Source organism: Parahoeflea halophila (assembly GCF_900220985.1).
Lineage (GTDB): Bacteria > Pseudomonadota > Alphaproteobacteria > Rhizobiales > Rhizobiaceae > Hoeflea > Hoeflea halophila.
Genome location: NZ_OCPC01000003.1, coordinates 251,859 through 273,641, shown reverse-complemented (window position 1 = coordinate 273,641; position 21,783 = coordinate 251,859). Strand labels below are relative to the sequence as shown.

Below are 21,783 nucleotides of genomic sequence, written 5' to 3'. Positions count from 1 at the left end.
AGCGCGTGCTCGCAGGCAGGCAGACATGAAAAAGGAAAACGGCAATGGACGCCAAGCCTTTCTGGAAGGCCAAGACGCTGGCCCAGATGACCGAGGCGGAATGGGAAAGCCTCTGCGACGGCTGCGGCCGCTGCTGCCTCAACAAGCTTGAAGACTGGGATACCGGCGAAATCGCCTGGACCAACATTGCCTGCCGCCTGCTTGACGGCCACACCTGCCGCTGCAAGGACTATGAAAACCGCCAGGCCACCGTGCCCGACTGCATCGGCCTGACGCCCGAGCAGGTCGAGACCATCACCTGGCTGCCGCCCACCTGCGGCTATCGGCTGGTGCGTGAAGGCGCTGATCTCTACTGGTGGCATCCGCTGGTTTCGGGCGATCCGAACACCGTGCACGAGGCCGGCGTTTCGGTACGCGGCAGCACGGTCAGCGAGGCTGATGTGGATGTCGAGGAGTTCGAGGATTACCTCGTCGACTGGCCCGGCGAGGACGTCTGAGCCGCGCCGGCGCGAGAAACTTGAGCCCTGCCGGGAACCAAATCGCCGCCTGCGGCGTTATGACCCCGTAATTGCCAAATGGAGGTTTTCCCATGATCCAGTGGATCCTGATTTTGCTCATTGTTGCCGCGGTCGCGGGCCTTCTCGGCTTTGGCCGCCTGTCCGGTGCCGCCATGACCGGCGCGAAACTGCTGATCGGCATCGTGCTGATCCTGTTTCTGCTTGCCGTCCTCGGCATCGTTGCCATCGCCTAGCGCGACACGTTCTTCATCCTCCCAAGCTGAAGCACCTCAACCGCCGGAGATTTTCTCCGGCGGTATTTTTGCGTGCTGACCTTGAAGTGCGGTGTGTGCGGAAGAGACGGCGGTGGACATGCCTGCTGCGGCCGCCTACATGCCAAGGGGGCGGACAAGGGTTCCGCGCCGTGATGTGAGCACAGGAGCGCAGCCAAGTGACCGAGACCATGAACAAGGCCCCGATTTTCCAAACCCTGGTGGCCGGCGAGGCGCGGCCGGACGACGGCTCGGTGGCGCTCGTGGTTGCAACGGCGAAGGGCGAAAAATTCGCTCTCGAATTCGATGCCAAAATGGTCCCCGCCACCATCACCGCGCTGACCAGTCATCTCGGCCAGGTGGTCTCGGCTCTGCCGGAAAACGAGCAACCCAATTACCAGGTGCTCAAGACCACCCGGATGGGCCTTGCCATGAATCCGCAGGGCGAGCTCGGGCTGATGCTGACGCTGGAAGGCGGCGGCGAGCTGACGATTGCCATGAACAAGGCCTATCTGCCGGTGCTCAAGGCCCAGATCGAGGACGCGATCCGGATCGCGGAAGATCCACGGCATTGAGGGGTGGGTGAATGGCAATCGAAACGCAACAAATTGATATCACAGAGTTTATTGACAGTCCGGAGATGGCGACGGCCTATCTGGATGCGGCGCTTATCGAGGGCGATCCGGCGCTGTTTGCCGCAGCTCTGGGCGACATCGCCAAGGCGCGCGGAATGAGCGACATCGCCCGCAAGGCCGGCGTGACCCGCGAAGCCCTTTACAATGCGCTCGGCGAGACCGGCGACCCGCGCCTGTCGACGCTGATCGGGGTGATCAAGGCATTGGGACTCAAGTGAAACTGGAGCCGAGGGAACCTGAGCTCTAAGGCATGGTTGCTACGCATCAACACCCAAATTAAGAGAATAGGCATATAGTCCGAATTTCATGCGTGACAAAAGTGAATAACTCGAAAGAAGGCAGCAGGCGACAAACCGGCAGATGGGATTGAAGTTGCCCCCGAGATGGACGAAGCTATTCTTATGTAGAATCACCTCTTTCTGGCATGGGGCCCAGTTCTATTCCCTCACCTTGCCAGAACGATTTATCATCGTACGGAGGAATCTCGGAGAAAAGCAAACTGATCTCTTGGATGCAGCGGTTCGTTATTCTTGATATCTCCAGTTCCAGCTTCTGGAAGTCTTGAAGTTCTACCGGTTTCATTTCAAAGTCGATCGCTCTATCGGCTGTAATGTGAAGACGAAAAGGCTTTCCATCGTTCGTGTATGCAGGATCATGCACTAGTCTATTACGCTGACGCGCAACCCCATCTGCGGCGGCGCTTAGTGAATTCAAGGCTTTGCATCGTTCTTCGGATGCGCCTCGAAACTTTGCAAGAGCTACCAATGCTTTGAACCTAGGCACGGGAGCGGTAATTTGAGCGGTCAGGCATGCTCCGGCGTATTGTTCTACGCCGGCCAGACGCCAAATTGTGTGATTGATTCGCGTTTCAAACGCGGCCCAACCCATCGCCACTCTGCCGACGAGCAGATAGTATAAATTTAGTTCGGAATCTGGTGGGTAAGAGTTTGCTTGTTCGTCAGACATGAGGTGACCTTTTTAGCGAAACGGAAAAGAAAACGTCGCGATAAAACAGTGCGCCGCGCATTACCGACGCCCCCGAAGCCTAAGCGGGAATCGGAGAAGGGGGAAGACAAACCTAATTTGGGGAGAGCCGTCTAACTAGTCTATGTTGCCCTCACCGAAGTGGTGGAGGAGGCAAGCATGGCAATAAAAGTGATTTCGATTGATGATTTCGAACGTATGTCGGTCGATACAGTGAGCGGAAGGCTTTATTGGGACGGGAAGGAGATTGTAACGACCATGGCTTTACCTTGGTGGGTGCAGGTGGCTGCCGTTATTGCGGCGGTTTCCACGGCCATAATGGCCGTGGTGCAGGTGGTGCAACTATTTTCGTCGTGATTTCCGCAAGCGCATAAAGCGCCGTGCTTTCTGTAGGTTTAAGCGGCTCGACCAGTTTGATTATAGGTAAATCGCTTGCCGGCTGAGCCCCATCGGATCTTCGGCACGTTCGCGGTCTGAAATCTTAAGGGGCGAGCGGCGTTTATAGTGGAATTCAAATTCGGCAAGGTAGCGATTCAGGTCGGCTTTGCCGCAACGCTGTTAGATACCAATCATGCCACGCTTGTAGATCGAGAAGACGCCTTCAATCGTATCGGGGTGGGTCACTGCATCACTTCTGCGGCCGACATACTCCACACGGGAGTGCTTGACGGTGCGGCGCATAGTGTTACCTCCGCCAAAAAATAGGAAAATAATCCTTGACGGTGTCACGGGGGTTTGGTAGGGTTATGTCATCGTCACAGAAATGCGCCGCAAGCGGTGACTGGGGCGAGGGTGGTGGTTTGCCGGGGTGATGTGGCCCTGGCGGCTGGTTGGGCTGGTTGGCTGGTTGGGCCGGTTCGATCGCTGCTTGAAATCGATGATTGCGTGAGGCGCCTCTGGTTTTCCGGGGCGCTTTTTTGTTGGCCGGAGGCGGCCGGGTTTTTGCGGAAATTTGCGAGGCTGTGATGACCGAGACCTTTCGGGTTGGCGGGTGGAAAATGCTGTCTGCTGCGGGCGGTGCGGTGGCCGGAGTTGCACGCGGTGTGGCAAGTGGTGTGCCGGGACCTGTGGCAGTGGCCGGCCTGGGATCCTGTCCGGCGGGCGGTGCCGGCGAAGCCGGGCTGATCGACCACCTGATCGATCTGGTGCTGGCGCTCGAGCCGCTGGAGCTCAAGCAGCATGACACCGAGGCGGATCCGGACGGCGCAGTGCCTGCGCCTCAGCCCGGCGGTGTGACCGCGCCAACGCTTGTGGCCGAGAGCACGCAGCGCATGCTTGCGCAGATGCGTGCCGTGCTTGACCGCGAGGCCGCACGGCTCGGCGCCGACGGGGTTGAAGGCAAGCCGGCGGTGGATCAGGTCGCGCTGATTGCCCGGACGCTGGAAAAGATCGACCAGATGGAGCGGCTGATTGCCGGGGACCGGGTGCGTGCTTCGCAGCAGAACCTCAGTGCGGGAGAGCGCGAGCAACTGCGCCAGACCGTGCGCCAGCTGATCCTTGCGGCTGCCGAACGCCTGGCAGCCGAGCGCGGGCGCGAGGCATGATCATTCGAGGCATGGCGCTGGCGTTGAGAAGCAGCGTCTGGGCGAGGCCTGTGATTTTTACCAGACCCCCGCATCGGTCAAAAGCAGAAGCCGCAACGAATGAACCGCCGGAGCCCGAACCTGTCGATGCCGCCGAGCCGCAACCACCGGAGCAAGAGCAGGAGACCGGTATTTGCACCGGAGAAAATGACCCGAATGTAAAGGAAAACAACGGCATGGAGCCATTGCCGGACTCAATTTCGCAACCCCGCTTTGAGGCTGGTGCGAGGACGGTGGACGCTCTGGTGGCGGCCCATCTCGCCCGGCTCGACGACCGGGCGCTGCTGGCCAATGCGCAGGACTGGCAGCTTGCGGCGCGGCCGGAGCAATTGCCACCCGAAGGCGACTGGCGCACCTGGCTCTTGATGGGCGGGCGCGGCTCGGGCAAGACAAGAGCCGGAGCGGAATGGGTGCATGCGCTGGCCTCGGGCGAGATTGCTGGCCTTGGCAGGGAGGGCCGCATCGCGCTGGTGGCGGAAACCTTTGGCGATGCCCGCGAGGTGATGATCGACGGGGTGTCGGGCATCATGGGCGTGGCGCGCACCGGGCGGCCTGTCTTCGAGGCGACGCGGCGCAGGCTGGTCTGGCCCTCGGGAGCGGTGGCGCAGATGTTTCCATCCGAAGACCCCGAAAGCCTGCGCGGGCCGCAATTCGATCTCGCCTGGTGTGACGAGCTCGGCAAATGGCGCCATGCCAGCGAGACCTGGGACATGCTGCAATTCGGCCTGCGGCTCGGCACCTCGCCACGGCAGCTGGTGACGACCACGCCGAGGGCGACGCCGCTGATGCTGGCGCTGGTCAAGGACAAGGCGACGCGGGTGACGCGGATCCGCACCGAGGACAATGCGCAGCACCTGGCGGCGGGGTTTCTCGACGCCATCCGGGACCGCTATGACGGCACAAGGCTCGGGCGGCAGGAACTCGACGGCGAGCTGATCGCCGACCGCGAGGACGGGCTGTGGCGGCGCGACCAGATCGAGGCGCTGGTGGTCCGCAACCACGGCCAGCTCGGCCGCATCGTGGTCGCCGTCGATCCGCCGGCGGTAAGCGACGCCAGATATTCCTGCTGCGGCATCATTGCCGCCGGGCTCGATGCGGAAGGCCGCGCCGTGGTGCTGGCCGACGGTTCGGTCGAGGGCGCGAGCCCCTCGGCCTGGGCCAATGCGGTGAGCCGGCTCTACCGGCGCTTTGACGCCGATTGCGTGGTCGCCGAGATCAACCAGGGCGGCGACATGGTGACAAGCGTGCTGCGCACCGTCGAGCCGACGCTGCCGGTGCGCAGCGTGCGGGCGACGCGCGGCAAATGGCTGCGTGCCGAACCGGTGGCCGCCCTCTATGAGCAGGGTAGGGTGGTTCATGCCGGCCATTTTGCCAGTCTCGAGGACCAGATGTGCGATTTCGGTCCGGACGGGCTGTCGTCGGGCCGCTCGCCCGACCGGCTCGATGCGCTGGTCTGGGCGCTGACCGAATTGCTTCTGGGCCAAAGGGGCGCACCGCAGATCAGGCATCTGTGAGGGGTGAACAGGACACATTGCGGTTCCGTCATGCCGGACCCCGATCCGGAATCCAGCTCGCCCAGGTCATCGGGCTGGACAGAGGCTTCTGACCCGGCGGACGCAGGGCCACTGGATACCGGAGGCTACGACGTCGCTTCGCTTGTCTGGATCAAGTCCGGTAAGACGGAGAGGATAATGGCCCCGCCTGGCTTGCCCGGCGGGGTTTTTGATTCCCGATCAGGAAAGGGCAATGCAATGGCATTTGGATTTCGGCTTCCCTGGCACGGCGAGGCGCGGACCCACCCGTCCCGGATGCGCGCACCTGCCGCCAAGAGCTGGTTGCCGGGCGCGCTTGCGGCGCTGTCCGCGGACGCGGGCGCACAGTGGAGTTCGCGCAGCTATCCGGCAATGTCCCGCGAGGGGTTCATGCGCAATCCGGTGGCGCATCGCGCGACACGGATGATTGCAGAAGCCGCAGCCTCGGTGCCCTGGCTGGTTTTTGACGGCGGCCGCGAGCAGGAGCGGCACCCGGTGCTTGACCTGTTGCAAAGGCCTGATCCGAACGGGGCCGGTGACGGGTTTTTCGAAACGCTCTACGGCCATCTGGTGCTCTCGGGCAATGCCTGGATCAACCCGGTGAGCGCCGGTGGCCACCTTGCCGGGTTGCAGCTTTTGCGGCCCGACCGGATGCGGGTCATCGAGGGGGGCGACGGATGGCCGGCAGCCTATGAGCACCAGGCCGGCGGCAGGCGGCAGCGCTTTGCTGTGAGCCCGGAGGAAGGGCCTGGGCTTTTGCATCTCAAGCTGTTTCACCCGCTCGATGATCATCTGGGATTTGCGCCGCTGGAGGCAGCGCTGATGGCGCTCGACCTGCACAATGCGGCGATGAGCTGGAACAAGGCGCTCTTGGACAATTCCGCCCGCCCGTCGGGCGCGCTGGTCTACCAGCCCAAGGAGGGGGGCAACCTGACGCCGGAACAATATGAACGGCTCAAGGCCGAACTCGAGGACGGCTATCAGGGGGCGCGCCGGGCCGGCCGTCCGATGCTGCTCGAAGGCGGGCTCGACTGGAAGGCGATGGGGCTGACGCCGCGCGACATGGATTTCATCGAGGCGAAGAACGGGGCTGCCCGCGACATCGCCCTGGCGCTCGGGGTGCCGCCGATGCTGCTGGGCATTCCCGGCGATCTGACCTACGCCAATTACCAGGAGGCCAACCGCGCGTTTTGCCGGCTGACCGTGCTGCCGCTGGTGCACCGGACCGCCGCCGCGCTGACCGCCTGGTTGCAGCAGGTCTACGGCGCAGGGCTCAAGATCGATTACGACGCCGACCGGTTGCCGGGATTGTCCGCCGAGCGCGACGGGCTCTGGGCTCGGGTCGGCGCAGCGGACTTCCTCACCGACGAGGAAAAGCGGGAAGCCGTGGGATATCAGCGTGTTGCGGGCTGAACCGGACTCACATTCCCAACAACCTGAATCAATTTGCAAGGCGGAACCGGCCGCCGGAGGTAACGCGATGCAGAGCATGGATCCGGAGCCGGCAATGCTGGCCGCCCGCACCGCCGGGGCTGTTGCAGGCGCGCTGGTTTCACTCGCCTACATGATGCCCAAGGGCACGCGCGAAGCTGTGGCCCGGGCCATTGCCGGTGTCGTTTCGGGGCTCGTTTTCGGCGCGCCGGCCGGTGTGGCACTGGCACAGTGGATGGGGGTGAGCGGACTGCTTTCGCCAACCGAAACCCTGCTCACCGGATCGGCGGCCGCTTCCATGACCGCCTGGTGGGTGCTCGGCGCGCTGGCCCGCATCGCCGACCGGGCCGGGCGCGGACCGGCGGCAAGACAATAACCGGCCCGGGTCTCGCCGCCGGGGCAACAGGCACTTCACGAACAGCAAGGACAGCAATCATGACAACGGACTGGAGCGCATCCGGACGGCAGCACAAGCGCGTCGATCTGGCACTGGAGGACGTCAGTGGTGACGGCAGTTTTTCGGGCTATGCCAGCCTGTTCGGCGCCGTCGATCTCGGCCGTGACGTGATCGAGCCCGGTGCTTTCGCCGCTTCGCTCAAACGCCGCGGCGCGACCGATGTGCGCATGCTCTACCAGCACGATCCGGACCAGCCGATCGGCCGCTGGCTGTCGATCCGCGAGGACGCGCGCGGCCTGCATGTCGAGGGAAAGCTGGCACTCGGCGTGGCCCGGGCCCGCGAGGTGCACGAGCTGATGAAATCCGGCGCGCTCGACGGGCTGTCGATCGGGTTTCAGACCCTGCGCGCCCGCACCGAAGCCAAGGCCGGGATACGGCGGATCATGAGTGCCGATCTCTGGGAGATCTCGGTGGTGACATTCCCGATGCAGCCGGGCGCGCGGGTGACTGCCGTCAAGGCGCTCGGACAGGGAGTCGCTGCGCCGACGCGGCGCGAACTCGAACGGAGGCTCACGCGGGATGCGGGGCTGACCAGACGCCAGGCACGCGGGCTGATCGCCCGGGGCTATGGCGCCCTTTCGGACAGGCAGGACGCTGCGCCGGAGGATCTCAAACGCCTGATAACCCGGATGCGCAGCCTGACCGGCGCCTTGTTCCGGAGCTCCTGGCTCACCGACCTCAAGAAATTGAAAGGACTAACCATGACGACCGCGTTTGATAACACCCGAGCGCCGGAAACCAAGAGCGTCGACGCCGACGTTTCCGCTGCCTTCGAGGACTTCATGTCCGCTTTCGAGCACTACAAGCAATCCAATGACGAACGCCTGGCCGAGATCGAACGCCGCGGCAGTGCCGACATCGTGACGGAAGAAAAGATGGCGCGCATCGACACCGCACTGGACGAGCAGAAACGTGCGCTTGATGCGCTTGCGGTCAAGCGCGCGCGCCCTGACCTTGGACGAGGCGGAGGTGCCGCACCCAGTCCGGTGCGCCAGGCATTTGACGCCTATGTGCGGCGTGGCGACGAGGCCGGGCTGCGTCAGGCAGAACTCAAGGCGATGTCGGCCGGCAGCGATCCGGATGGCGGCTATCTGGTGCCCGACGAACTCGACAGCGAGATCGGCCGCAGGCTTTCGGAACTCTCGCCGATACGTTCGATCGCCACCGTGCGGCAGGTCTCGGGCGCGGTGCTGAAGAAGCCGTTTGCGCTCGACGGCATGGCCACCGGCTGGGTCGGCGAGACCGATGCCCGGCCGCAGACGGCGGCGCCGCAGCTGGCGGAGCTGCAGTTTCCGACCATGGAGCTTTACGCCATGCCGGCGGCAACGGCCTCGCTTATCGAGGATGGCGCGCTCGACATCGAGGGCTGGATTGCGAGCGAGGTGGAAGCCGCCTTTGCCGAGCAGGAAGGCGCGGCGATTGTGACCGGAGACGGTGTCAACAAGCCGCGCGGCTTTCTCGACTATCCCAGCGTGGATGATGACAGCTGGAGCTGGGGCAATCTCGGTCACATCGCCACCGGATCGGCAGGCGCGTTCGGTGCCGACCCGTCCGACCGGCTGGTGGAACTCATCTATGCGCTCAAAGCAGGGCATCGGCAGAACGGGCGCTTCGTGATGAACCGCAAGACTCAGAGCCAGATCCGCAAGTTCAAGGATGCGGACGGCAATTATCTCTGGGTGCCACCGGCGGGCGTGGGACAGGCTGCCTCGCTGATGGGCTTCCCGGTGGTCGAGGCCGAGGACATGCCGGATGTGGCCGCCGATGCGCTGGCGATCGCCTTTGGTGATTTCCGCCGCGGTTACCTGGTCGTTGACCGCACCGGGGTGCGCGTCCTGCGCGATCCCTATTCGGCCAAGCCCTATGTGCTGTTTTACACCACCAAGCGTGTCGGTGGCGGGGTGCAGAATTTCGAGGCGATCAAGCTTCTGAAATTTGCCGCCTGACACAAGGTCCGCTCCTCCCGGACCAGCCCTCTCCCGACAGGCTCGGGGGAGGGAACCATCCCTGACGACCTTTATTCCCGAAGACTGCCATGACCCTGATTGAGACCGATCCGCCGCTGGCGGAACCGGTGACGCTTGCCGAGCTGAAGGCGCATTTGCGGATCGACGCCAACGACGAGAACGAGCTGCTTGAAAGCCTGATCCGTGTCGCTCGCACCCACCTCGAAGCGGTTACGGGCACCGCACTGATGACCCGGAGCTTCCGCCTTGTGCTCGACGACTGGCCGCGAAGTGACGTGATTCCGCTGATGAAAACCCCGGTTCAAACCATTGATGCGATTCTGGTTTACGACGCGGATGGTGTGGCGCAGGATCAGGACCTGAGCGGTCTCCTGCTCGACGCGACCGCCAAGCCCGCGCGGCTGGTGGTGCGGGGACGGCCACGACCGAGCCAGCCGATCAATGGCATCGAGATCGAGTTTACGGCCGGCTTTGGCGCGGGCACCGAGGTGCCGCCCGAACTCAAGCGGGCGATCCTCGTTCACGCTGCCCATCTTTACGTGTTTCGCGGTGCGGTGACGGCCGAGATGCAGCCGGCGTCGGTTCCGCCTGGCTATCAGCGGCTGATCGCGCCCTGGCAAAGGCGGGCTCTGTGATGGGAGCCATGGTGGTCGATCCGGGCCGTCTGAGCGCGCGGCTGGTGCTTGAAACTTCGGAGGGGCTGGACGACGGGCAGGGCGGGGTGAGCGAAAGCTGGACCCCGGTCGCCACGCTCTGGGGGCGGATCGAGCCGCTGCGGGCAGCCGCGCGGGAACAGGCAGGCGCTGTGCTGGCGCCGATCTCGCACCGGGTCACCATCCGCCACCGCGACGATATCCACCACGCCATGCGCTTTGTCTATGGCAGCCGTGTCCTCGAAATCCGCACGCTGCGCGATCCCGACGAGAGCCGCCGCTACCTGCTGTGCGACTGCGAGGAGTGCTGGCCATGAGCGCCAACGCATTGCAGAGTGCTGTCGTCGAACGCCTGTCCATCAGCCCGGATGTGCTGGCGATTACCGGGCCGGGCCGGATCTTCGACCGGCAGATCACCCGCGCCGAGCCGCCATACCTGGTGATTGGTGTGATGACCATGGCCGATTATTCGACCGGTGACGGGGACGGCACGGTGCACCGGTTCGAGATCGAGGCCTGGACCCGGCAGAATGGCCGCCGTCAGGCCGTGGAACTGGCAGATGCGGTTCGCGACGCACTCCATGATGCAGAACTGACCCTTGATGGCGCGGTGCTGATCAACCTTCGGCATGAACGCACTGTGAGCCGCCGCGCGCCGAAAACGGCGCTGCATGTGGCGCGGCTGAGATTTCGCGCGGTGACCGAACCATAGCAGCCGCCGGTTCCGTCAATGCCCATCCGGAAACTGAAAGGAAAATTCCATGACGGCGCAGAAAGGCAAGGACCTGCTTATCAAGATTGATGATGGCGGGGGTTTCGTGACCATTGCAGGCCTGCGGGCCCGGCGGCTGGCGTTCAATGCCGAGGCCGTCGACATCACCGACGCCGAATCTGCCGGGCGTTGGCGTGAGCTTCTGGGTGGCGCCGGTGTGCAGCGGGCGTCGCTTTCGGGCGGCGGCTTGTTCAAGGACCAGGCCAGCGATGCGCTGACGCGAAGCGTTTTTTCGCCAGCGAGATTCGCGACTGGCAGGTGGCGATACCGGATTTCGGCACCGTGACGGGACCGTTCCAGATCATCGCGCTCGAATATGCCGGCCGCCATGACGGCGAGATGACGTTCGAAATCGCGCTGGAATCGGCCGGCGCGCTGAGCTTCGCAGCGCTGTGAGGCGGCAATGAAAATTTATCCCAACCGCCACCGCGGTGAGATCGCCGCGAAATTTGACGGCGAAACCCGGCTGATGTGCCTGACGCTGGGTGCACTGGCCGAGCTCGAAAGCGCTTTTGACGTTGCCAATCTGGGCGAGCTCGCCGGCCGGTTCGAGGCGGGCCAGCTTTCGGCTGGCGACATCATCCGCATTGTCGGTGCCGGACTGCGCGGCGCCGGCAACCGGTTGAGCGACGACGACGTGGCCGAAATGTCGACCGAGGACGGGGCGGCAGGCTTTGCCCGCATTGCCACGGAACTGCTCTGGGTCAGCTTTGGCAGCGCGGAAGCTGCCGGACACGCACCACAGATTTCAGATCGGGAGGGCCGGGCTCCGGACAGGCCTGGAAACCCTCCCGGGCCGCAGGTGGCAGGGAGGTGACGATGCCGGACCGGACGTTTTTCCCCTGGGCGTCCGTGCTCCGCTTCGGCCTCGGCCACCTGCGGCTAAGACCCGATGCGTTCTGGCAGCTGAGCCTGCCCGAACTCCGCGCGCTGATTGGAACGACCGGGATGCCCCCGACAGCCACCCGGCAAGGGCTTGAATCGCTGATGGCGCTGTTCCCCGACGCCCCCGGCGATCCCGTCACGACTGCAAAGGACCCCGTCAATGCCCGATGAGCCGAACCTGAATGTCAATGTGGAGCTGGACCTAAACGGCGCCGACCGGGCGCTTGACGAGCTGACGCAGAAGGCCGATGCCTTCGGCGGGGCGCTGTCGGGAGCCTTGAAATCCGCCACCGTCGACGGGCGTGGTCTCGACGATGTTTTGCGCACACTGGGCAAGCGCATGGTGGGCATTGCGGTCGATGCGGGGACGCGGCCACTGAACCAGCTGGTCAGCAACTCGATCGCCGGACTGTCGGGCAGCCTCGGGCGTGTCTTGCCTTTCGCCGGAGGCGGCGTGCCGGGACGCGTCACTGCCTTCGCCGATGGCGGCGTGGTCGGCGGCCCTTCGCTGTTTCCGATGCCGGGCGGTGATGTCGGCCTGATGGGGGAAGCGGGAGCCGAAGCGATCCTGCCGCTTAGCCGCGGGCCGGATGGCAGGCTTGGCGTGGCCACAAGCGGTGGCGTTCAGCCGGTGCAGGTGACCTTCAACGTGACGACACCTGATGCGGCGAGTTTCTCAAAATCCGAAGCCCAGGTGACCGCGATGCTGGCCCGTGCGGTCGGCCGCGGGCGGCGCGGGCTCTAGCCCGGGAGGGATCAGATGAGCAATGGTTTTCACGAAGTACGGTTTCCGCTCAGGCTGTCGCTCGGCGCCAGCGGCGGGCCGGTGCGGCGCACCGACATCGTGGCACTGTCCAATGGCGGCGAAACCCGCAATGCGCGCTGGGCCGATGCACGGCGGCGTTATGACGCCGGAACCGGACTGCGCGGTATCGAGGATCTCTACCAGCTGACCGCGTTCTTCGAGGCCCGGCGTGGCCAGCTCTACGGCTTCCGCTTCCGCGATCCTGTGGATCATGCTTCCGCCCCGCCGGGCCAGGCGGTCACCGCAATCGATCAGCAGATCGGCACCGGGGACGGGGTACGGACCGGGTTCGAATTGACCAAGACCTACGAGGATGCCGGAGGCTCGAGCACCCGCCGGATCGAGAAGCCGGTCGCGGGCAGCGTGGTGGTGGCCATTGACGGTCTGGCGCTCGCTGGGGGCGATTTCACAGTCGATCACGTGACGGGCCATGTGACGTTCGGGCCCGGATCGGTCCCGGGACCGGGCGCGATCGTGACCGCGGGCTACGAGTTCGACATTCCGGTGCGCTTTGACACCGACCGCATCGAGGTGAGCCTGGCAGCCTTCAAGGCAGGCTCCGTCCCGAGCGTGCCACTGCTGGAGATGAAGCCATGAGAAACCTGCCAAACGGACTTGCTGCACACCTGGCGCAGACATCGACTACCACCTGCCATGCCTGGCGGCTGACCCGCACCGACGGCCAGGTGCTGGGTTTTACCGAGCACGATCATGACCTCGCATTTGACGGTACGGTGTTTTCCGCCGCCACCGGGTTTCGCGCCAGCGAGGTGGAATCAGGGCTCGGGCTGGAAGCGGATGCCGCCAATGTGGCTGGCGCCTTCTCCGACGCTGCGATCAGCACCGATGATCTGGCGCTGGGACACTATGACGGGGCACGGGTCGAGATTTTTCTGGTCAATTGGCAACGCCCCGGCGACCACGTGCTGCTGTCGACGCGGCAGCTCGGCGAGGTCCGGAGCGCGGGACAGGCCTTCACCGTCGAGTTACGCAGTCTCGCAGCCCAGCTGGATCAGCCGCAGGGGCGGCTCTACGGCCGTCGCTGCGACGCCGATCTCGGCGACGCCCGTTGCACGAAAAATATCTCGCCGGCTCCGTATAGGTTGACTGGAAGTCTTGTCGAGGCGGTCGACGAGATGACATTGATCGTCAGCGGCCTTTCCGGCCGGCCCGCCGGCTGGTTCAGCGATGGCCGTATCCGCTTTGCCACCGGACTGCTCGCGGGACTGCAGGCTGACATTTCGCACCACACGGTTGAGCCGGGCGGGGCGCGGCTGGCGCTCTGGGCGCCTTTGGCGCGGCTGCCCCAGCCCGGCGACCAGCTTGACGTGTCCGCGGGCTGCGACAAGGCCTTTGAAACCTGTTCAGCCAAATTCGCCAACGGGCTCAATTTTCAGGGCTTTCCCTACCTGCCCGGAAGCGACTTTGCCTATGGCTATGCCGATGCAGACACCGTCCATGACGGCCGGCCGATCGTGCCGTGAGCGGTACCGTGATGGAAGATGGCAGAGGCCAGCGCATTGTCGCTGCGGCGAGAGGCTGGATCGGCACGCCCTACCGGCACCAGGGTGTACGCAAAGGGGTGGGCTGTGACTGCCGCGGTCTGGTGCGCGGCGTCTGGGCCGAGGTGACAGGGCGGCAGGCCCAGGATCCGGGAGCCTATGCGCCCGACTGGGCCGAGCGTTCCGGCTGCGACCGCCTGCTTATCGCGGCGCGTGACCACTGCGGGGACGCCATTTCGCCGGCGGATGCCATGCCCGGCGACATTGTGCTGTTTCGCTGGCGCGCGGGGGTCTCGGCCAAGCATGCCGGCATTCTTTCGGGCCCCGACCACTTCATCCATGCCTACGAGGCCGCAGGTGTGATCGAAAGCGCCCTGATTCCCTCCTGGCGGCGGCGGATAGCTGCGGTGCACCGGATTCCCCGCGGACCTGAGAACGCCGAACCGAAGACGACAACCTGAAAAGAGAGGCAAGACATGGCGACTATCCTGCTGCAGGTGGCTGGCGCGTCACTGGGCGGTGTCTTCGGCCCGGTCGGCACCGCCATCGGTTCCGCCATCGGCGCCACTGTCGGCGGCATGCTCGACACCAGCCTGATCAACTCCACCCGTACCATTGCAGGGCGCGGGCTCAGCGGGGCCCGCATTCCCTCCGCCGATGAAGGTTCGCCGATCCTGCGTGTCCACGGCTCGATGCGGATTGCAGGCGTGCTGATCTGGGCGACACGGTTTGAGGAGACGGTGACCCGGGAGCGCCAGGGCGGCAAGGGCGGCGGGCCGAAAGTGGAGAGTTATCACTATCATGCCAATTTTGCGCTCGGGCTGTGCGAAGGACCGATCGCCTTCATCCGCCGGGTCTGGGCCGACGGGCGCGAACTTGATCTGGACAGCCTGGATATGCGGATCTACCGGGGCACGGCCACGCAACTGCCCGATCCGCTGATCGAAGCCAAGCAGGGCGTGGGCCGCGCGCCGGCCTGGCGCGGCCTTGCCTATGTCGTTTTCGAACGGCTGCCGCTCGATGATTTCGGCAACCGTATTCCGGCGCTGCAGTTCGAGGTGGTTCGCCCAGTCGGCGGGCTGGAACCGGCAATCGAGGCGGTGGCACTGATACCGGGGTCGACCGAGCATGGCTATGCCACCACGCCCGTGCGCGAAAGCCTCGGGGTCGGCGCGGTGCGAACGCTCAACCGCAACATGCATCAGGCATCTACCGACTGGTCGCAATCGATCGACGAACTGCAGGCGCTGTGCCCGAACCTGAAATCTGTGGCGCTGGTCTCTGCCTGGTTTGGCGATGACCTGCGCGCGAGCCATTGCCGCTTCCGCCCCGGCGTCGAGGTGGTCGCCAGAAATGCTGAAACCAGGCCTTGGAAAGTCGGTGGGCTGAGCCGCGCCACCGCGCACCTGGTCTCCACCAGCAATGGCGGCCCGGCCTATGGCGGCACGCCGGATGACAGCTCCATCATCGAGGCGATCCGTGACCTCAAGGCGCGCGGCCTCAAGGTGGTGCTCTATCCCTTCGTGCTGATGGACCTGCCCGAAGCCAATGGGCTGCCCAATCCCGCCGGCGGCACCGGGCAGCCGGCCTACCCCTGGCGCGGGCGGCTGACCGCGAGCGTTGCCCCGGGATTGCCCGGAACTCCCGATGGCACGGCAGCAATGGGCAGCGAGATCGACGCACTGTGCGGGAACACGCTTGTATTGGATGTCGTCGTTTCGGGCGACAGCGTCACATGGACCGGCGGCGATGAAGGCTACCGCCGTTTCATCCTGCACCACGCGGCACTGGCGATTGCTGCGGGCGGCGTCGATGGTTTCGTCATCGGCTCGGAGATGATCGGCCTGACCCGCCTGCGTGACGAGACCGGTGCGTTTCCCTTTGTCGGCAAGCTGATCGAACTGGCGGCCGATACCAAGGCGATGCTGGGTGGCGCCACGACCGTGACCTATGCCGCCGACTGGACTGAATATGCCGGCCACCGGTCTGATGACGGCTCGGGCGACATCTATTTCAATCTTGACCCGCTGTGGGCGCACCCGGCCATCGGCGCCATCGGAATCGACAACTACATGCCGCTGAGCGACTGGCGCGACGCAGACGTCTCGGCTGGCAATCCGGACGGGGCGGGGTTTGCCAATGACGAGGCGGCGATGCGTACAGCGATCACAGGCGGTGAAGGCTTCGACTGGTGCTATCCGAGCGAAACCGCAAGGAACGCACGCGAGCGGCTGCCGATTTCGGACGGATTTGCCGGCAAGGACTGGGTCTACCGGGTCAAGGATCTACGCGGATGGTGGGAGAATCAGCATTTCGACCGGATCGGAGGAATGGAAGAGGCTAGTCCGAGCGCCTGGGTTCCCGGCTCCAAGCCGTTCTGGTTCACCGAGCTCGGATGCCCGGCGGTGGACAAGGGTGCCAATCAGCCGAACCTTTTCCCCGATCCGAAATCGTCGGAAGGCGCTGTTCCCTGGTTCTCGAATGGCGGCCGCGATGATCTCGCCCAGCGGGCGTTTCTCGCGGCTCATCTCGCTCACTGGGCCGGGGCGGACAATGCCGACGGCATGGTTGCGAGCGACCATATTCACCTCTGGACCTGGGATGCACGACCGTTTCCGGCCTTTCCGCTGTCGTCGTCGGTGTGGTCTGACGGAGCCAACTGGCGCACAGGCCACTGGCTCAACGGGCGCCTTGGAACCGTGGCGCTGAAGGATCTGGTCGCCAGTGTTCTGAGCGATGCGGGGGTCACGGATTTCAATGTCGACCGGGTCGACGGCATGGTCTCGGGCCACGTTATCTCGAGCCCTGCCTCGGTGCGGGCCGTGCTGCAGCCCCTGGTCGAGGCTTTCTGCATCGATGTCCGCGAAGGTCCTGAAGGTCTGGAATTCGTCTCACGGCTGACTTCTGGCGCGGCCCCGGCAGAGATAGAAATGGTGGCCGAACCCGGCGAGGGGCCATTGTTCGAGGAGGTTCGCGGCGAACTCAGCGAATTTGCCAATGAGGCGGTGGTGCTGTCGGCAGACCCGATGACTGATTACGCTCCGGCCTCGGCGCGTTCACGCCGTCTCGAACGTGAGCCGGTGCGCCAGACCGACCTGCCGCTGAGCCTCGCACTTGAACCTGGGCTGGCCCGCATGAGCGCCGACCGCTGGCTGCAGGATCACCGGCTGCAGCGCCGCCGATTGCGTTTTGCCCTGCCACCGCAGTCGGTGGCTGTGCAGCCGGGGGATGCGATCCATTTCGTCATGGGGAATGCGCCGCAAGGCCGGTTTCATATCCGCCGCATCGAAGACGGTGACATCCGCCGCATCGAGGCAGTGGCGCATGCGGGCGGCGCTGGGCCTGCGGCTGTGGATGCATTCACCAGCCGTGCGACCAATGACGCCAATGCGGCCTTTGCCCCGGCGATCGTCTTTCTTGATCTGCCGGTACTGACCGGCGAGGATCAAACGGCCTGGGCGCGCGCTGCCGGCCTGGCAACACCGTGGCGGCAGATGCTGCTGTCGAGTTCCGTCGAAACCGAAGGCTATACGCCGCGCACAACCCTTTCCGCCCCCGCCCGAATCGGAAAATTGGCTGAAGCGCTGCCGCCCGCTGACACGGAAGGCCGGTTTGACGAAAGCGCTGTGCTGCTGGTCGACCTGGCCTTTGGAGGTCTGGCAAGCGCCAGCCGTCAGGCGGTCCTCAATGGCGCCAACGTTCTTGCAATCCACTCTGATACAGGCGTCTGGGAGGTGGTTCAGTTTGAAACCGCCGAAGAGGTTTCCGCCGGGCGCTGGCGGATTGGAAGCCTGTTGCGCGGCCAAGGCGGAACCGATGATGCAATGCGCGCTGGTGCAGCGTCAGGTGCGACCGTCATCGTGCTCGACAGCGCCGTCATGCCGCTCGATCTCCGGCTGGAAGAGGCGGCCCGTGAGCTCAACTGGATCGCCGAAGCCACCGGCTCAGCCGCGGGCACAATGGCGCCAATGGTTTTCGCCGGTGGAGAGAGGGCGCTGACGCCGCTGTCGCCGGTGCATTTGCGCGCCAGCCGGCAGGCCGGGGGCATTGACCTTTCCTGGATCCGGCGGGGGCGTCTGTCTGCTGACAGCTGGACCGCCGCCGAGATTGCCAATGACGAAGGTTTCGAGCGCTACCGGCTGGAAATTCTCGATGCCGGCACGGTCATCCGAACCGTCGAGCCGGAAACATCCGGCTGGCTATACACGTCGGCGCTCGAGATCGAGGATTTCGGCGCGCCGCAATCCTCACTGACCTTCCGCGTCTCCCAGGCGGGAAAGCGTGTGCCCTGGGGAGTGACCCGGACCGCAACCTGCACACTTTGATTTACCTCACCCTTGAAAGGACGAGTGCGATGATTGATATCAAACCCTGGTGGCAGTCAAAGACTCTGTGGGGAGCCATCGTGACGATCGGCTCTGCAGCGCTCGGCCTGCTCGGATACGAACTTGGAGACGCCGACCGCGAGGCCCTGACCGGCCTGCTGACCTCGCTTGGCGCCGCGCTTGGCGGCGTGATTGCCATCATCGGCCGCATCCAGGCAAAGGACCGGATAGGTTGACCCCAAGGGTGGAGGCCGGAATCATCCCGGTTCCCATTCATTTGCGGTTCAGACAGGATCTTGTATCACTGGCTCCAGGATGAAATACGAACCGCTTCAGGGCAGACCATGATCACAAACGCACTCACAATAGGCTTGGTTGCCGCGCAGACCGCGACCATGACCCCGGTTGCCACCGTGTCGCAGGATTTGCGTGCGCCGGACGGCACTGCCATCGTCGAGGTGGCGGCCGATTGTTCGGGGGCAGCAACTCGTGTGGTCGGCCAGACCGGCGGGCAGTTGCTGTCGGCTTCAGCCCAGTCCAGCGGCGGCCAGACCATTTGCGTGATCACCGTGCTGGTGCCGGGCAATGGCAATGACCGTCCGAAAAAGGTCACCGTTTCGGTGCCGCAGTAAGCGTTTCAGCAACGGAACCCGGCGAGTTTGTGCACTTCGTGATTCCGAACTGGTGCGGATCGAGCGAGTCGGTGCATGGTAAGGGGGCGGCGTCGTGCAGTTGATGTGGTGGGCGCCGCGGCACAACAGCGGGAGCAAACCAAGTGCGTATTCTGATTGTTGAGGACGACAAGGATCTCAATCGCCAGCTGGCCGAAGCACTCATCGAGCAGGGCTATGTAGTCGACCGCGCCCATGATGGCGAGGAAGGTCATTTTCTTGGCGACACCGAGCCCTATGACGCCGTCATTCTCGACATCGGTTTGCCGGAGATGGATGGGGTCACGGTGCTCGAGAAATGGCGCGCCGACAACCGTACCATGCCGGTTCTGATCCTGACTGCCCGCGATCGCTGGAGCGACAAGGTGGCAGGGATCGACGCGGGCGCCGATGACTATGTCACCAAGCCGTTTCATGTCGAAGAAGTGCTGGCGCGCATTCGTGCTCTCATCCGGCGTGCCTCCGGCCACGCCTCGTCGGAGATTGCCTGCGGCCCGGTTCGTCTCGATACAAAGGCATCCAAGGCGAGCGTCGACGGAACCACGCTGAAACTGACCAGCCACGAATTCCGGCTGCTGTCCTATCTCATGCATCACATGGGCGAGGTGGTCTCGCGCACGGAACTGGTCGAGCACATGTACGACCAGGACTTCGACCGCGATTCCAATACTATCGAAGTTTTCGTCGGCCGCTTGCGCAAGAAGATCGGCGTTGACCTGATCGAGACCGTGCGCGGCCTCGGCTACCGTATGGTTGCACCGGACGGCGAAACCAGCGGCAAGTCGGGATGAAGGGCGGTTCACTCACCGCACGCGTTTTGCTGTTTGCTTCGGTCTGGGCAGTGATCGCCCTGGTCGCGATCGCCATCGTGATCTCGCAACTCTATCGCGCCGGCAGCGAACGCGCTTTTGACGACCTGTTGCGCGCCCACCTCAACAGCGTGATCAACGCGGTTACGATCAATGAGGATGGTCGGCTTTCAGGCAATCCGCAACTGGGCGATCTGGTTTTCGATCAACCGGGCAGTGGCTGGATCTGGCTGGTCGAACCTCTCGGGGAGCTGGACAGTCCGCGCCTCGCGTCGATTTCGATCGATGCGGGCACTTTGGCTTCGCCACCGGTGGAAGACCTGCCCTTCAACGAACGCTATCAACGAAGCTACTCGGCCGTCGATGTCGAGGCCAATCAGCTTGAAGTCATCGAGACCGAGGTGGAGCTGGACGATCAGGGGCGTGCGGCGCGTTTCCGGGTGGCCGGCAACCGCGAGGTGCTGGAAGCCGAAATCGCCGCCTTCTCGACCAATCTCTATCTGGTGCTGGCGCTGTTCGGCATTGGCAGCCTGATGGTCAATGCGGTTGCCATTCTGTACGGATTGCGCCCACTTGATCATGCACGGCAGGCCTTGGGCCGGGTCCGGGCGGGGGAGGCTCAGCAGCTGGACGGGAGCTTTCCCCGCGAGATTGCGCCTCTTGTCGGAGAGATCAACGCCTTGATCGAAGCCAATCACCGGGTGGTGGACCGGGCGCGGATGCAGGTGGGAAACCTTGCGCATTCGCTCAAGACTCCGATTGCGGTTTTGATCAATGAGTCCCGGGACATGGCCCCGTCCCATCAGAAGCTGGTGCGGGCGCAGGCCGAAACCATGCAGGCCCAGGTTCAGACCTATCTTGATCGGGCGCGCATTGCCGCCCAGCGCGGCAGTGTGCTTGCACGCACCGAGGCCGCACCGGTGATTGAGCGGCTGGTCCGGGTGATGGCCAAGCTCAACCGGGATCTCGATTTTGCCACCGACATCGAGCCGCGTGATGCGGTGCTGGCCATGGAAAGCCAGGATCTCGAGGAGGCGCTCGGCAATCTGGTCGAAAATGCGGCCAAGTTTGCCCGTCAGAGCGTCATCATCAGGTTGCGGACCGTCCCCGCCAATGAGGGCCAGAGGCCGATGTTTCGCATCGAAATCGACGATGATGGACCCGGTCTCGACGAGGCAGCGATGCGCGAAGCGATGAAACGGGGCCGCAGGCTTGACGAGTCAAAGCCGGGGACAGGCCTGGGGCTTTCCATCGTTGAAGAGATCGCTTCGGAGTACAACGGTTCGGTTGCCCTGGCGAAGGCCGATCTCGGCGGACTTTCAGCGCGGATGACATTGCCGGCACTGATCACGGAGGCTTGAACCAATGTGGTTCGTAATTCGGATTCGACTGCGCTAGAACAAGGCAGAGAACCGGCGTTGCGTCACAATGCCGCCACAGCGACAAGGCAATTACGGCCTGTAGCAATATGTGGCGATCGAGCTGGCACCTGCGCAACAATGAGGACGACGGCAGCATGGCATATACAGTCTGGAATCTGGTGAAATACGGCGCGATTGCGGGTCTTTCCGTTGTGCTGGCCGGCTGCACCGGCACAGGCGCGGTGCGGCCGCTTTCCTTTGCGCCGGTTTCAGGTTCGAAAGTCGCCGGGACCGATTCGATCCTGTCCGCGCTGAATGGCGGAATCCTGCCGGCCGATGCTGCCAGCGGGTTGAGCGGAGCGGACCGGCTGCGGGCACTGGAAGCCGAGTATCAGGCACTAGAAAAGGCCCCCCTCGGCCAGGTGGTTGCCTGGAGCAGCCAGAGTGGGCGAACGGCCGGCGAAGTGTCGGCGGGTACTCCCTATCAGGTCGGTCAGCAAAATTGCCGTCAATATGTCCACACTGCCACCATTCGCGGCGTCCCGGTGAAGGGGCAGGGGGCAGCATGCCGCAATGATGATGGCAGCTGGACACCACTCGGCTGACTGCGAATTTTCTTATTGATCTCGATCACGGCGATGC

26 protein-coding genes and 2 pseudogenes are annotated in these 21,783 nt (G+C 64.1%); 27 read left to right on the top strand and 1 reads right to left on the bottom strand.

Annotation, left to right across the window (positions count from 1 at the left end):
• Positions 1-44: 44 nt before the first annotated feature.
• From CRO46_RS11810 to CRO46_RS11795, 4 genes are all read left to right on the top strand, one after another.
• A complete protein-coding gene (locus CRO46_RS11810) occupies positions 45-497 on the top strand; it encodes a YcgN family cysteine cluster protein (RefSeq protein WP_097107974.1) in 453 nt (150 codons plus the stop codon).
• 92 nt (positions 498-589) lie between these two features.
• Positions 590-751: a DUF1328 family protein gene (locus tag CRO46_RS11805; protein WP_097107973.1), complete on the top strand. Its 162-nt coding sequence runs from the start codon at positions 590-592 to the stop codon at positions 749-751.
• A 197-nt stretch (positions 752-948) separates the two neighbouring features.
• Positions 949-1,344 (top strand): hypothetical protein, encoded by a 396-nt coding sequence (locus CRO46_RS11800; protein WP_097107972.1) that lies wholly within the window; start codon positions 949-951, stop codon positions 1,342-1,344.
• An 11-nt stretch (positions 1,345-1,355) separates the two neighbouring features.
• Positions 1,356-1,622, top strand: a complete 267-nt coding sequence (locus CRO46_RS11795; RefSeq protein ID WP_097107971.1) for an addiction module antidote protein — start codon at positions 1,356-1,358, stop codon at positions 1,620-1,622.
• Between the two features lie 181 nt (positions 1,623-1,803).
• Here CRO46_RS11795 and CRO46_RS19845 read toward each other — a convergent pair whose 3' ends face one another.
• Positions 1,804-2,370 carry a hypothetical protein gene (locus tag CRO46_RS19845; RefSeq protein ID WP_143439021.1) on the bottom strand — a complete coding sequence of 189 codons (567 nt, stop codon included), beginning with the start codon at positions 2,368-2,370 and terminating at the stop codon, positions 1,804-1,806.
• Between the two features lie 177 nt (positions 2,371-2,547).
• On the opposite strand from CRO46_RS19845, the gene CRO46_RS11790 reads away from it, so the two are divergent.
• From CRO46_RS11790 to CRO46_RS11685, 23 genes and pseudogenes are all read left to right on the top strand, one after another.
• Positions 2,548-2,745: a hypothetical protein gene (locus tag CRO46_RS11790; protein ID WP_097107970.1), complete on the top strand. Its 198-nt coding sequence runs from the start codon at positions 2,548-2,550 to the stop codon at positions 2,743-2,745.
• Positions 2,746-3,353: 608 nt separating this feature from the next.
• Positions 3,354-3,932 (top strand): hypothetical protein, encoded by a 579-nt coding sequence (locus CRO46_RS11785; protein ID WP_143439019.1) that lies wholly within the window; start codon positions 3,354-3,356, stop codon positions 3,930-3,932.
• A 215-nt stretch (positions 3,933-4,147) separates the two neighbouring features.
• Complete coding sequence (locus tag CRO46_RS11780; RefSeq protein WP_097108259.1) at positions 4,148-5,485, top strand: DNA-packaging protein; 1,338 nt, start codon at positions 4,148-4,150, stop codon at positions 5,483-5,485.
• A 237-nt stretch (positions 5,486-5,722) separates the two neighbouring features.
• Positions 5,723-6,916, top strand: coding sequence for a phage portal protein (locus CRO46_RS11775; protein WP_097108258.1), 1,194 nt, complete (start codon positions 5,723-5,725; stop codon positions 6,914-6,916).
• 67 nt (positions 6,917-6,983) lie between these two features.
• Positions 6,984-7,310, top strand: a complete 327-nt coding sequence (locus tag CRO46_RS11770; protein WP_179759036.1) for a DUF6107 family protein — start codon at positions 6,984-6,986, stop codon at positions 7,308-7,310.
• 59 nt (positions 7,311-7,369) lie between these two features.
• Positions 7,370-7,840 (top strand): annotated as a pseudogene (locus tag CRO46_RS20155) (HK97 family phage prohead protease); the annotation flags it as partial.
• 252 nt (positions 7,841-8,092) lie between these two features.
• Positions 8,093-9,337 (top strand): phage major capsid protein, encoded by a 1,245-nt coding sequence (locus CRO46_RS20150; protein ID WP_244577885.1) that lies wholly within the window; start codon positions 8,093-8,095, stop codon positions 9,335-9,337.
• 89 nt (positions 9,338-9,426) lie between these two features.
• Positions 9,427-9,993 (top strand): head-tail connector protein, encoded by a 567-nt coding sequence (locus CRO46_RS11760; RefSeq protein WP_097107966.1) that lies wholly within the window; start codon positions 9,427-9,429, stop codon positions 9,991-9,993.
• Positions 9,993-10,328, top strand: coding sequence for a phage head closure protein (locus tag CRO46_RS11755; RefSeq protein WP_097107965.1), 336 nt, complete (start codon positions 9,993-9,995; stop codon positions 10,326-10,328). Before CRO46_RS11760 ends, CRO46_RS11755 begins: the two co-directional genes overlap by 1 nt.
• Positions 10,325-10,723 carry a DUF3168 domain-containing protein gene (locus tag CRO46_RS11750; RefSeq protein WP_097107964.1) on the top strand — a complete coding sequence of 133 codons (399 nt, stop codon included), beginning with the start codon at positions 10,325-10,327 and terminating at the stop codon, positions 10,721-10,723. Before CRO46_RS11755 ends, CRO46_RS11750 begins: the two co-directional genes overlap by 4 nt.
• Positions 10,724-10,772: 49 nt before the next feature.
• A pseudogene (locus CRO46_RS11745) lies at positions 10,773-11,179 on the top strand (phage major tail protein, TP901-1 family).
• 7 nt (positions 11,180-11,186) lie between these two features.
• Positions 11,187-11,600 carry a gene transfer agent family protein gene (locus CRO46_RS11740; protein WP_097107963.1) on the top strand — a complete coding sequence of 138 codons (414 nt, stop codon included), beginning with the start codon at positions 11,187-11,189 and terminating at the stop codon, positions 11,598-11,600.
• 2 nt (positions 11,601-11,602) lie between these two features.
• Positions 11,603-11,839 (top strand): rcc01693 family protein, encoded by a 237-nt coding sequence (locus tag CRO46_RS11735; RefSeq protein WP_097107962.1) that lies wholly within the window; start codon positions 11,603-11,605, stop codon positions 11,837-11,839.
• On the top strand, positions 11,829-12,413 hold the full coding sequence (locus CRO46_RS11730; protein WP_097107961.1) for a phage tail tape measure protein: 585 nt from the start codon (positions 11,829-11,831) through the stop codon (positions 12,411-12,413). The genes CRO46_RS11735 and CRO46_RS11730 overlap by 11 nt, the downstream gene beginning before the upstream one ends.
• Before the next feature lie 15 nt (positions 12,414-12,428).
• Complete coding sequence (locus CRO46_RS11725) at positions 12,429-13,070, top strand: DUF2460 domain-containing protein (RefSeq protein WP_097107960.1); 642 nt, start codon at positions 12,429-12,431, stop codon at positions 13,068-13,070.
• The gene (locus CRO46_RS11720; protein ID WP_097107959.1) at positions 13,067-13,957 is read left to right on the top strand and encodes a DUF2163 domain-containing protein; all 891 of its coding nucleotides are present in this window, start codon (positions 13,067-13,069) and stop codon (positions 13,955-13,957) included. The genes CRO46_RS11725 and CRO46_RS11720 overlap by 4 nt, the downstream gene beginning before the upstream one ends.
• A gap of 11 nt (positions 13,958-13,968) precedes the next feature.
• Positions 13,969-14,436: an NlpC/P60 family protein gene (locus CRO46_RS11715; RefSeq protein WP_097107958.1), complete on the top strand. Its 468-nt coding sequence runs from the start codon at positions 13,969-13,971 to the stop codon at positions 14,434-14,436.
• 15 nt (positions 14,437-14,451) lie between these two features.
• Complete coding sequence (locus CRO46_RS11710) at positions 14,452-18,300, top strand: baseplate multidomain protein megatron (RefSeq protein WP_097107957.1); 3,849 nt, start codon at positions 14,452-14,454, stop codon at positions 18,298-18,300.
• A gap of 29 nt (positions 18,301-18,329) precedes the next feature.
• Positions 18,330-18,536 (top strand): hypothetical protein, encoded by a 207-nt coding sequence (locus CRO46_RS11705; RefSeq protein ID WP_097107956.1) that lies wholly within the window; start codon positions 18,330-18,332, stop codon positions 18,534-18,536.
• Positions 18,537-18,647: 111 nt separating this feature from the next.
• The gene (locus tag CRO46_RS11700) at positions 18,648-18,932 is read left to right on the top strand and encodes a hypothetical protein (RefSeq protein ID WP_097108257.1); all 285 of its coding nucleotides are present in this window, start codon (positions 18,648-18,650) and stop codon (positions 18,930-18,932) included.
• A gap of 143 nt (positions 18,933-19,075) precedes the next feature.
• Entirely contained in the window at positions 19,076-19,762 is a 687-nt protein-coding gene (locus CRO46_RS11695) for a response regulator transcription factor (protein WP_097107955.1), read from the top strand.
• Positions 19,759-21,141 (top strand): ATP-binding protein, encoded by a 1,383-nt coding sequence (locus tag CRO46_RS11690; RefSeq protein WP_097107954.1) that lies wholly within the window; start codon positions 19,759-19,761, stop codon positions 21,139-21,141. Before CRO46_RS11695 ends, CRO46_RS11690 begins: the two co-directional genes overlap by 4 nt.
• 155 nt (positions 21,142-21,296) lie before the next feature.
• Positions 21,297-21,746, top strand: a complete 450-nt coding sequence (locus tag CRO46_RS11685; RefSeq protein WP_097108256.1) for a hypothetical protein — start codon at positions 21,297-21,299, stop codon at positions 21,744-21,746.
• Positions 21,747-21,783: the final 37 nt, after the last annotated feature.

What these genes read in the sequence shown, in the direction of transcription:
- CRO46_RS11750 (WP_097107964.1), top strand. Translation starts at nt 10,325, where the DNA reads ATGAGCGCCAACGCATTGCAGAGTGCTGTCGTCGAACGCCTGTCCATC.
- CRO46_RS11790 (WP_097107970.1), top strand. Translation starts at nt 2,548, where the DNA reads ATGGCAATAAAAGTGATTTCGATTGATGATTTCGAACGTATGTCGGTC.
- CRO46_RS11690 (WP_097107954.1), top strand. Translation starts at nt 19,759, where the DNA reads ATGAAGGGCGGTTCACTCACCGCACGCGTTTTGCTGTTTGCTTCGGTC.
- CRO46_RS11770 (WP_179759036.1), top strand. Translation starts at nt 6,984, where the DNA reads ATGCAGAGCATGGATCCGGAGCCGGCAATGCTGGCCGCCCGCACCGCC.
- CRO46_RS11725 (WP_097107960.1), top strand. Translation starts at nt 12,429, where the DNA reads ATGAGCAATGGTTTTCACGAAGTACGGTTTCCGCTCAGGCTGTCGCTC.
- CRO46_RS11780 (WP_097108259.1), top strand. Translation starts at nt 4,148, where the DNA reads ATGGAGCCATTGCCGGACTCAATTTCGCAACCCCGCTTTGAGGCTGGT.
- CRO46_RS19845 (WP_143439021.1), bottom strand. Translation starts at nt 2,370, where the DNA reads ATGTCTGACGAACAAGCAAACTCTTACCCACCAGATTCCGAACTAAAT.
- CRO46_RS11710 (WP_097107957.1), top strand. Translation starts at nt 14,452, where the DNA reads ATGGCGACTATCCTGCTGCAGGTGGCTGGCGCGTCACTGGGCGGTGTC.
- CRO46_RS11715 (WP_097107958.1), top strand. Translation starts at nt 13,969, where the DNA reads ATGGAAGATGGCAGAGGCCAGCGCATTGTCGCTGCGGCGAGAGGCTGG.
- CRO46_RS11805 (WP_097107973.1), top strand. Translation starts at nt 590, where the DNA reads ATGATCCAGTGGATCCTGATTTTGCTCATTGTTGCCGCGGTCGCGGGC.
- CRO46_RS11755 (WP_097107965.1), top strand. Translation starts at nt 9,993, where the DNA reads ATGGGAGCCATGGTGGTCGATCCGGGCCGTCTGAGCGCGCGGCTGGTG.
- CRO46_RS11795 (WP_097107971.1), top strand. Translation starts at nt 1,356, where the DNA reads ATGGCAATCGAAACGCAACAAATTGATATCACAGAGTTTATTGACAGT.
- CRO46_RS20150 (WP_244577885.1), top strand. Translation starts at nt 8,093, where the DNA reads ATGACGACCGCGTTTGATAACACCCGAGCGCCGGAAACCAAGAGCGTC.
- CRO46_RS11785 (WP_143439019.1), top strand. Translation starts at nt 3,354, where the DNA reads ATGACCGAGACCTTTCGGGTTGGCGGGTGGAAAATGCTGTCTGCTGCG.
- CRO46_RS11775 (WP_097108258.1), top strand. Translation starts at nt 5,723, where the DNA reads ATGGCATTTGGATTTCGGCTTCCCTGGCACGGCGAGGCGCGGACCCAC.
- CRO46_RS11685 (WP_097108256.1), top strand. Translation starts at nt 21,297, where the DNA reads ATGGCATATACAGTCTGGAATCTGGTGAAATACGGCGCGATTGCGGGT.
- CRO46_RS11760 (WP_097107966.1), top strand. Translation starts at nt 9,427, where the DNA reads ATGACCCTGATTGAGACCGATCCGCCGCTGGCGGAACCGGTGACGCTT.
- CRO46_RS11705 (WP_097107956.1), top strand. Translation starts at nt 18,330, where the DNA reads ATGATTGATATCAAACCCTGGTGGCAGTCAAAGACTCTGTGGGGAGCC.
- CRO46_RS11730 (WP_097107961.1), top strand. Translation starts at nt 11,829, where the DNA reads ATGCCCGATGAGCCGAACCTGAATGTCAATGTGGAGCTGGACCTAAAC.
- CRO46_RS11740 (WP_097107963.1), top strand. Translation starts at nt 11,187, where the DNA reads ATGAAAATTTATCCCAACCGCCACCGCGGTGAGATCGCCGCGAAATTT.
- CRO46_RS11810 (WP_097107974.1), top strand. Translation starts at nt 45, where the DNA reads ATGGACGCCAAGCCTTTCTGGAAGGCCAAGACGCTGGCCCAGATGACC.
- CRO46_RS11720 (WP_097107959.1), top strand. Translation starts at nt 13,067, where the DNA reads ATGAGAAACCTGCCAAACGGACTTGCTGCACACCTGGCGCAGACATCG.
- CRO46_RS11735 (WP_097107962.1), top strand. Translation starts at nt 11,603, where the DNA reads ATGCCGGACCGGACGTTTTTCCCCTGGGCGTCCGTGCTCCGCTTCGGC.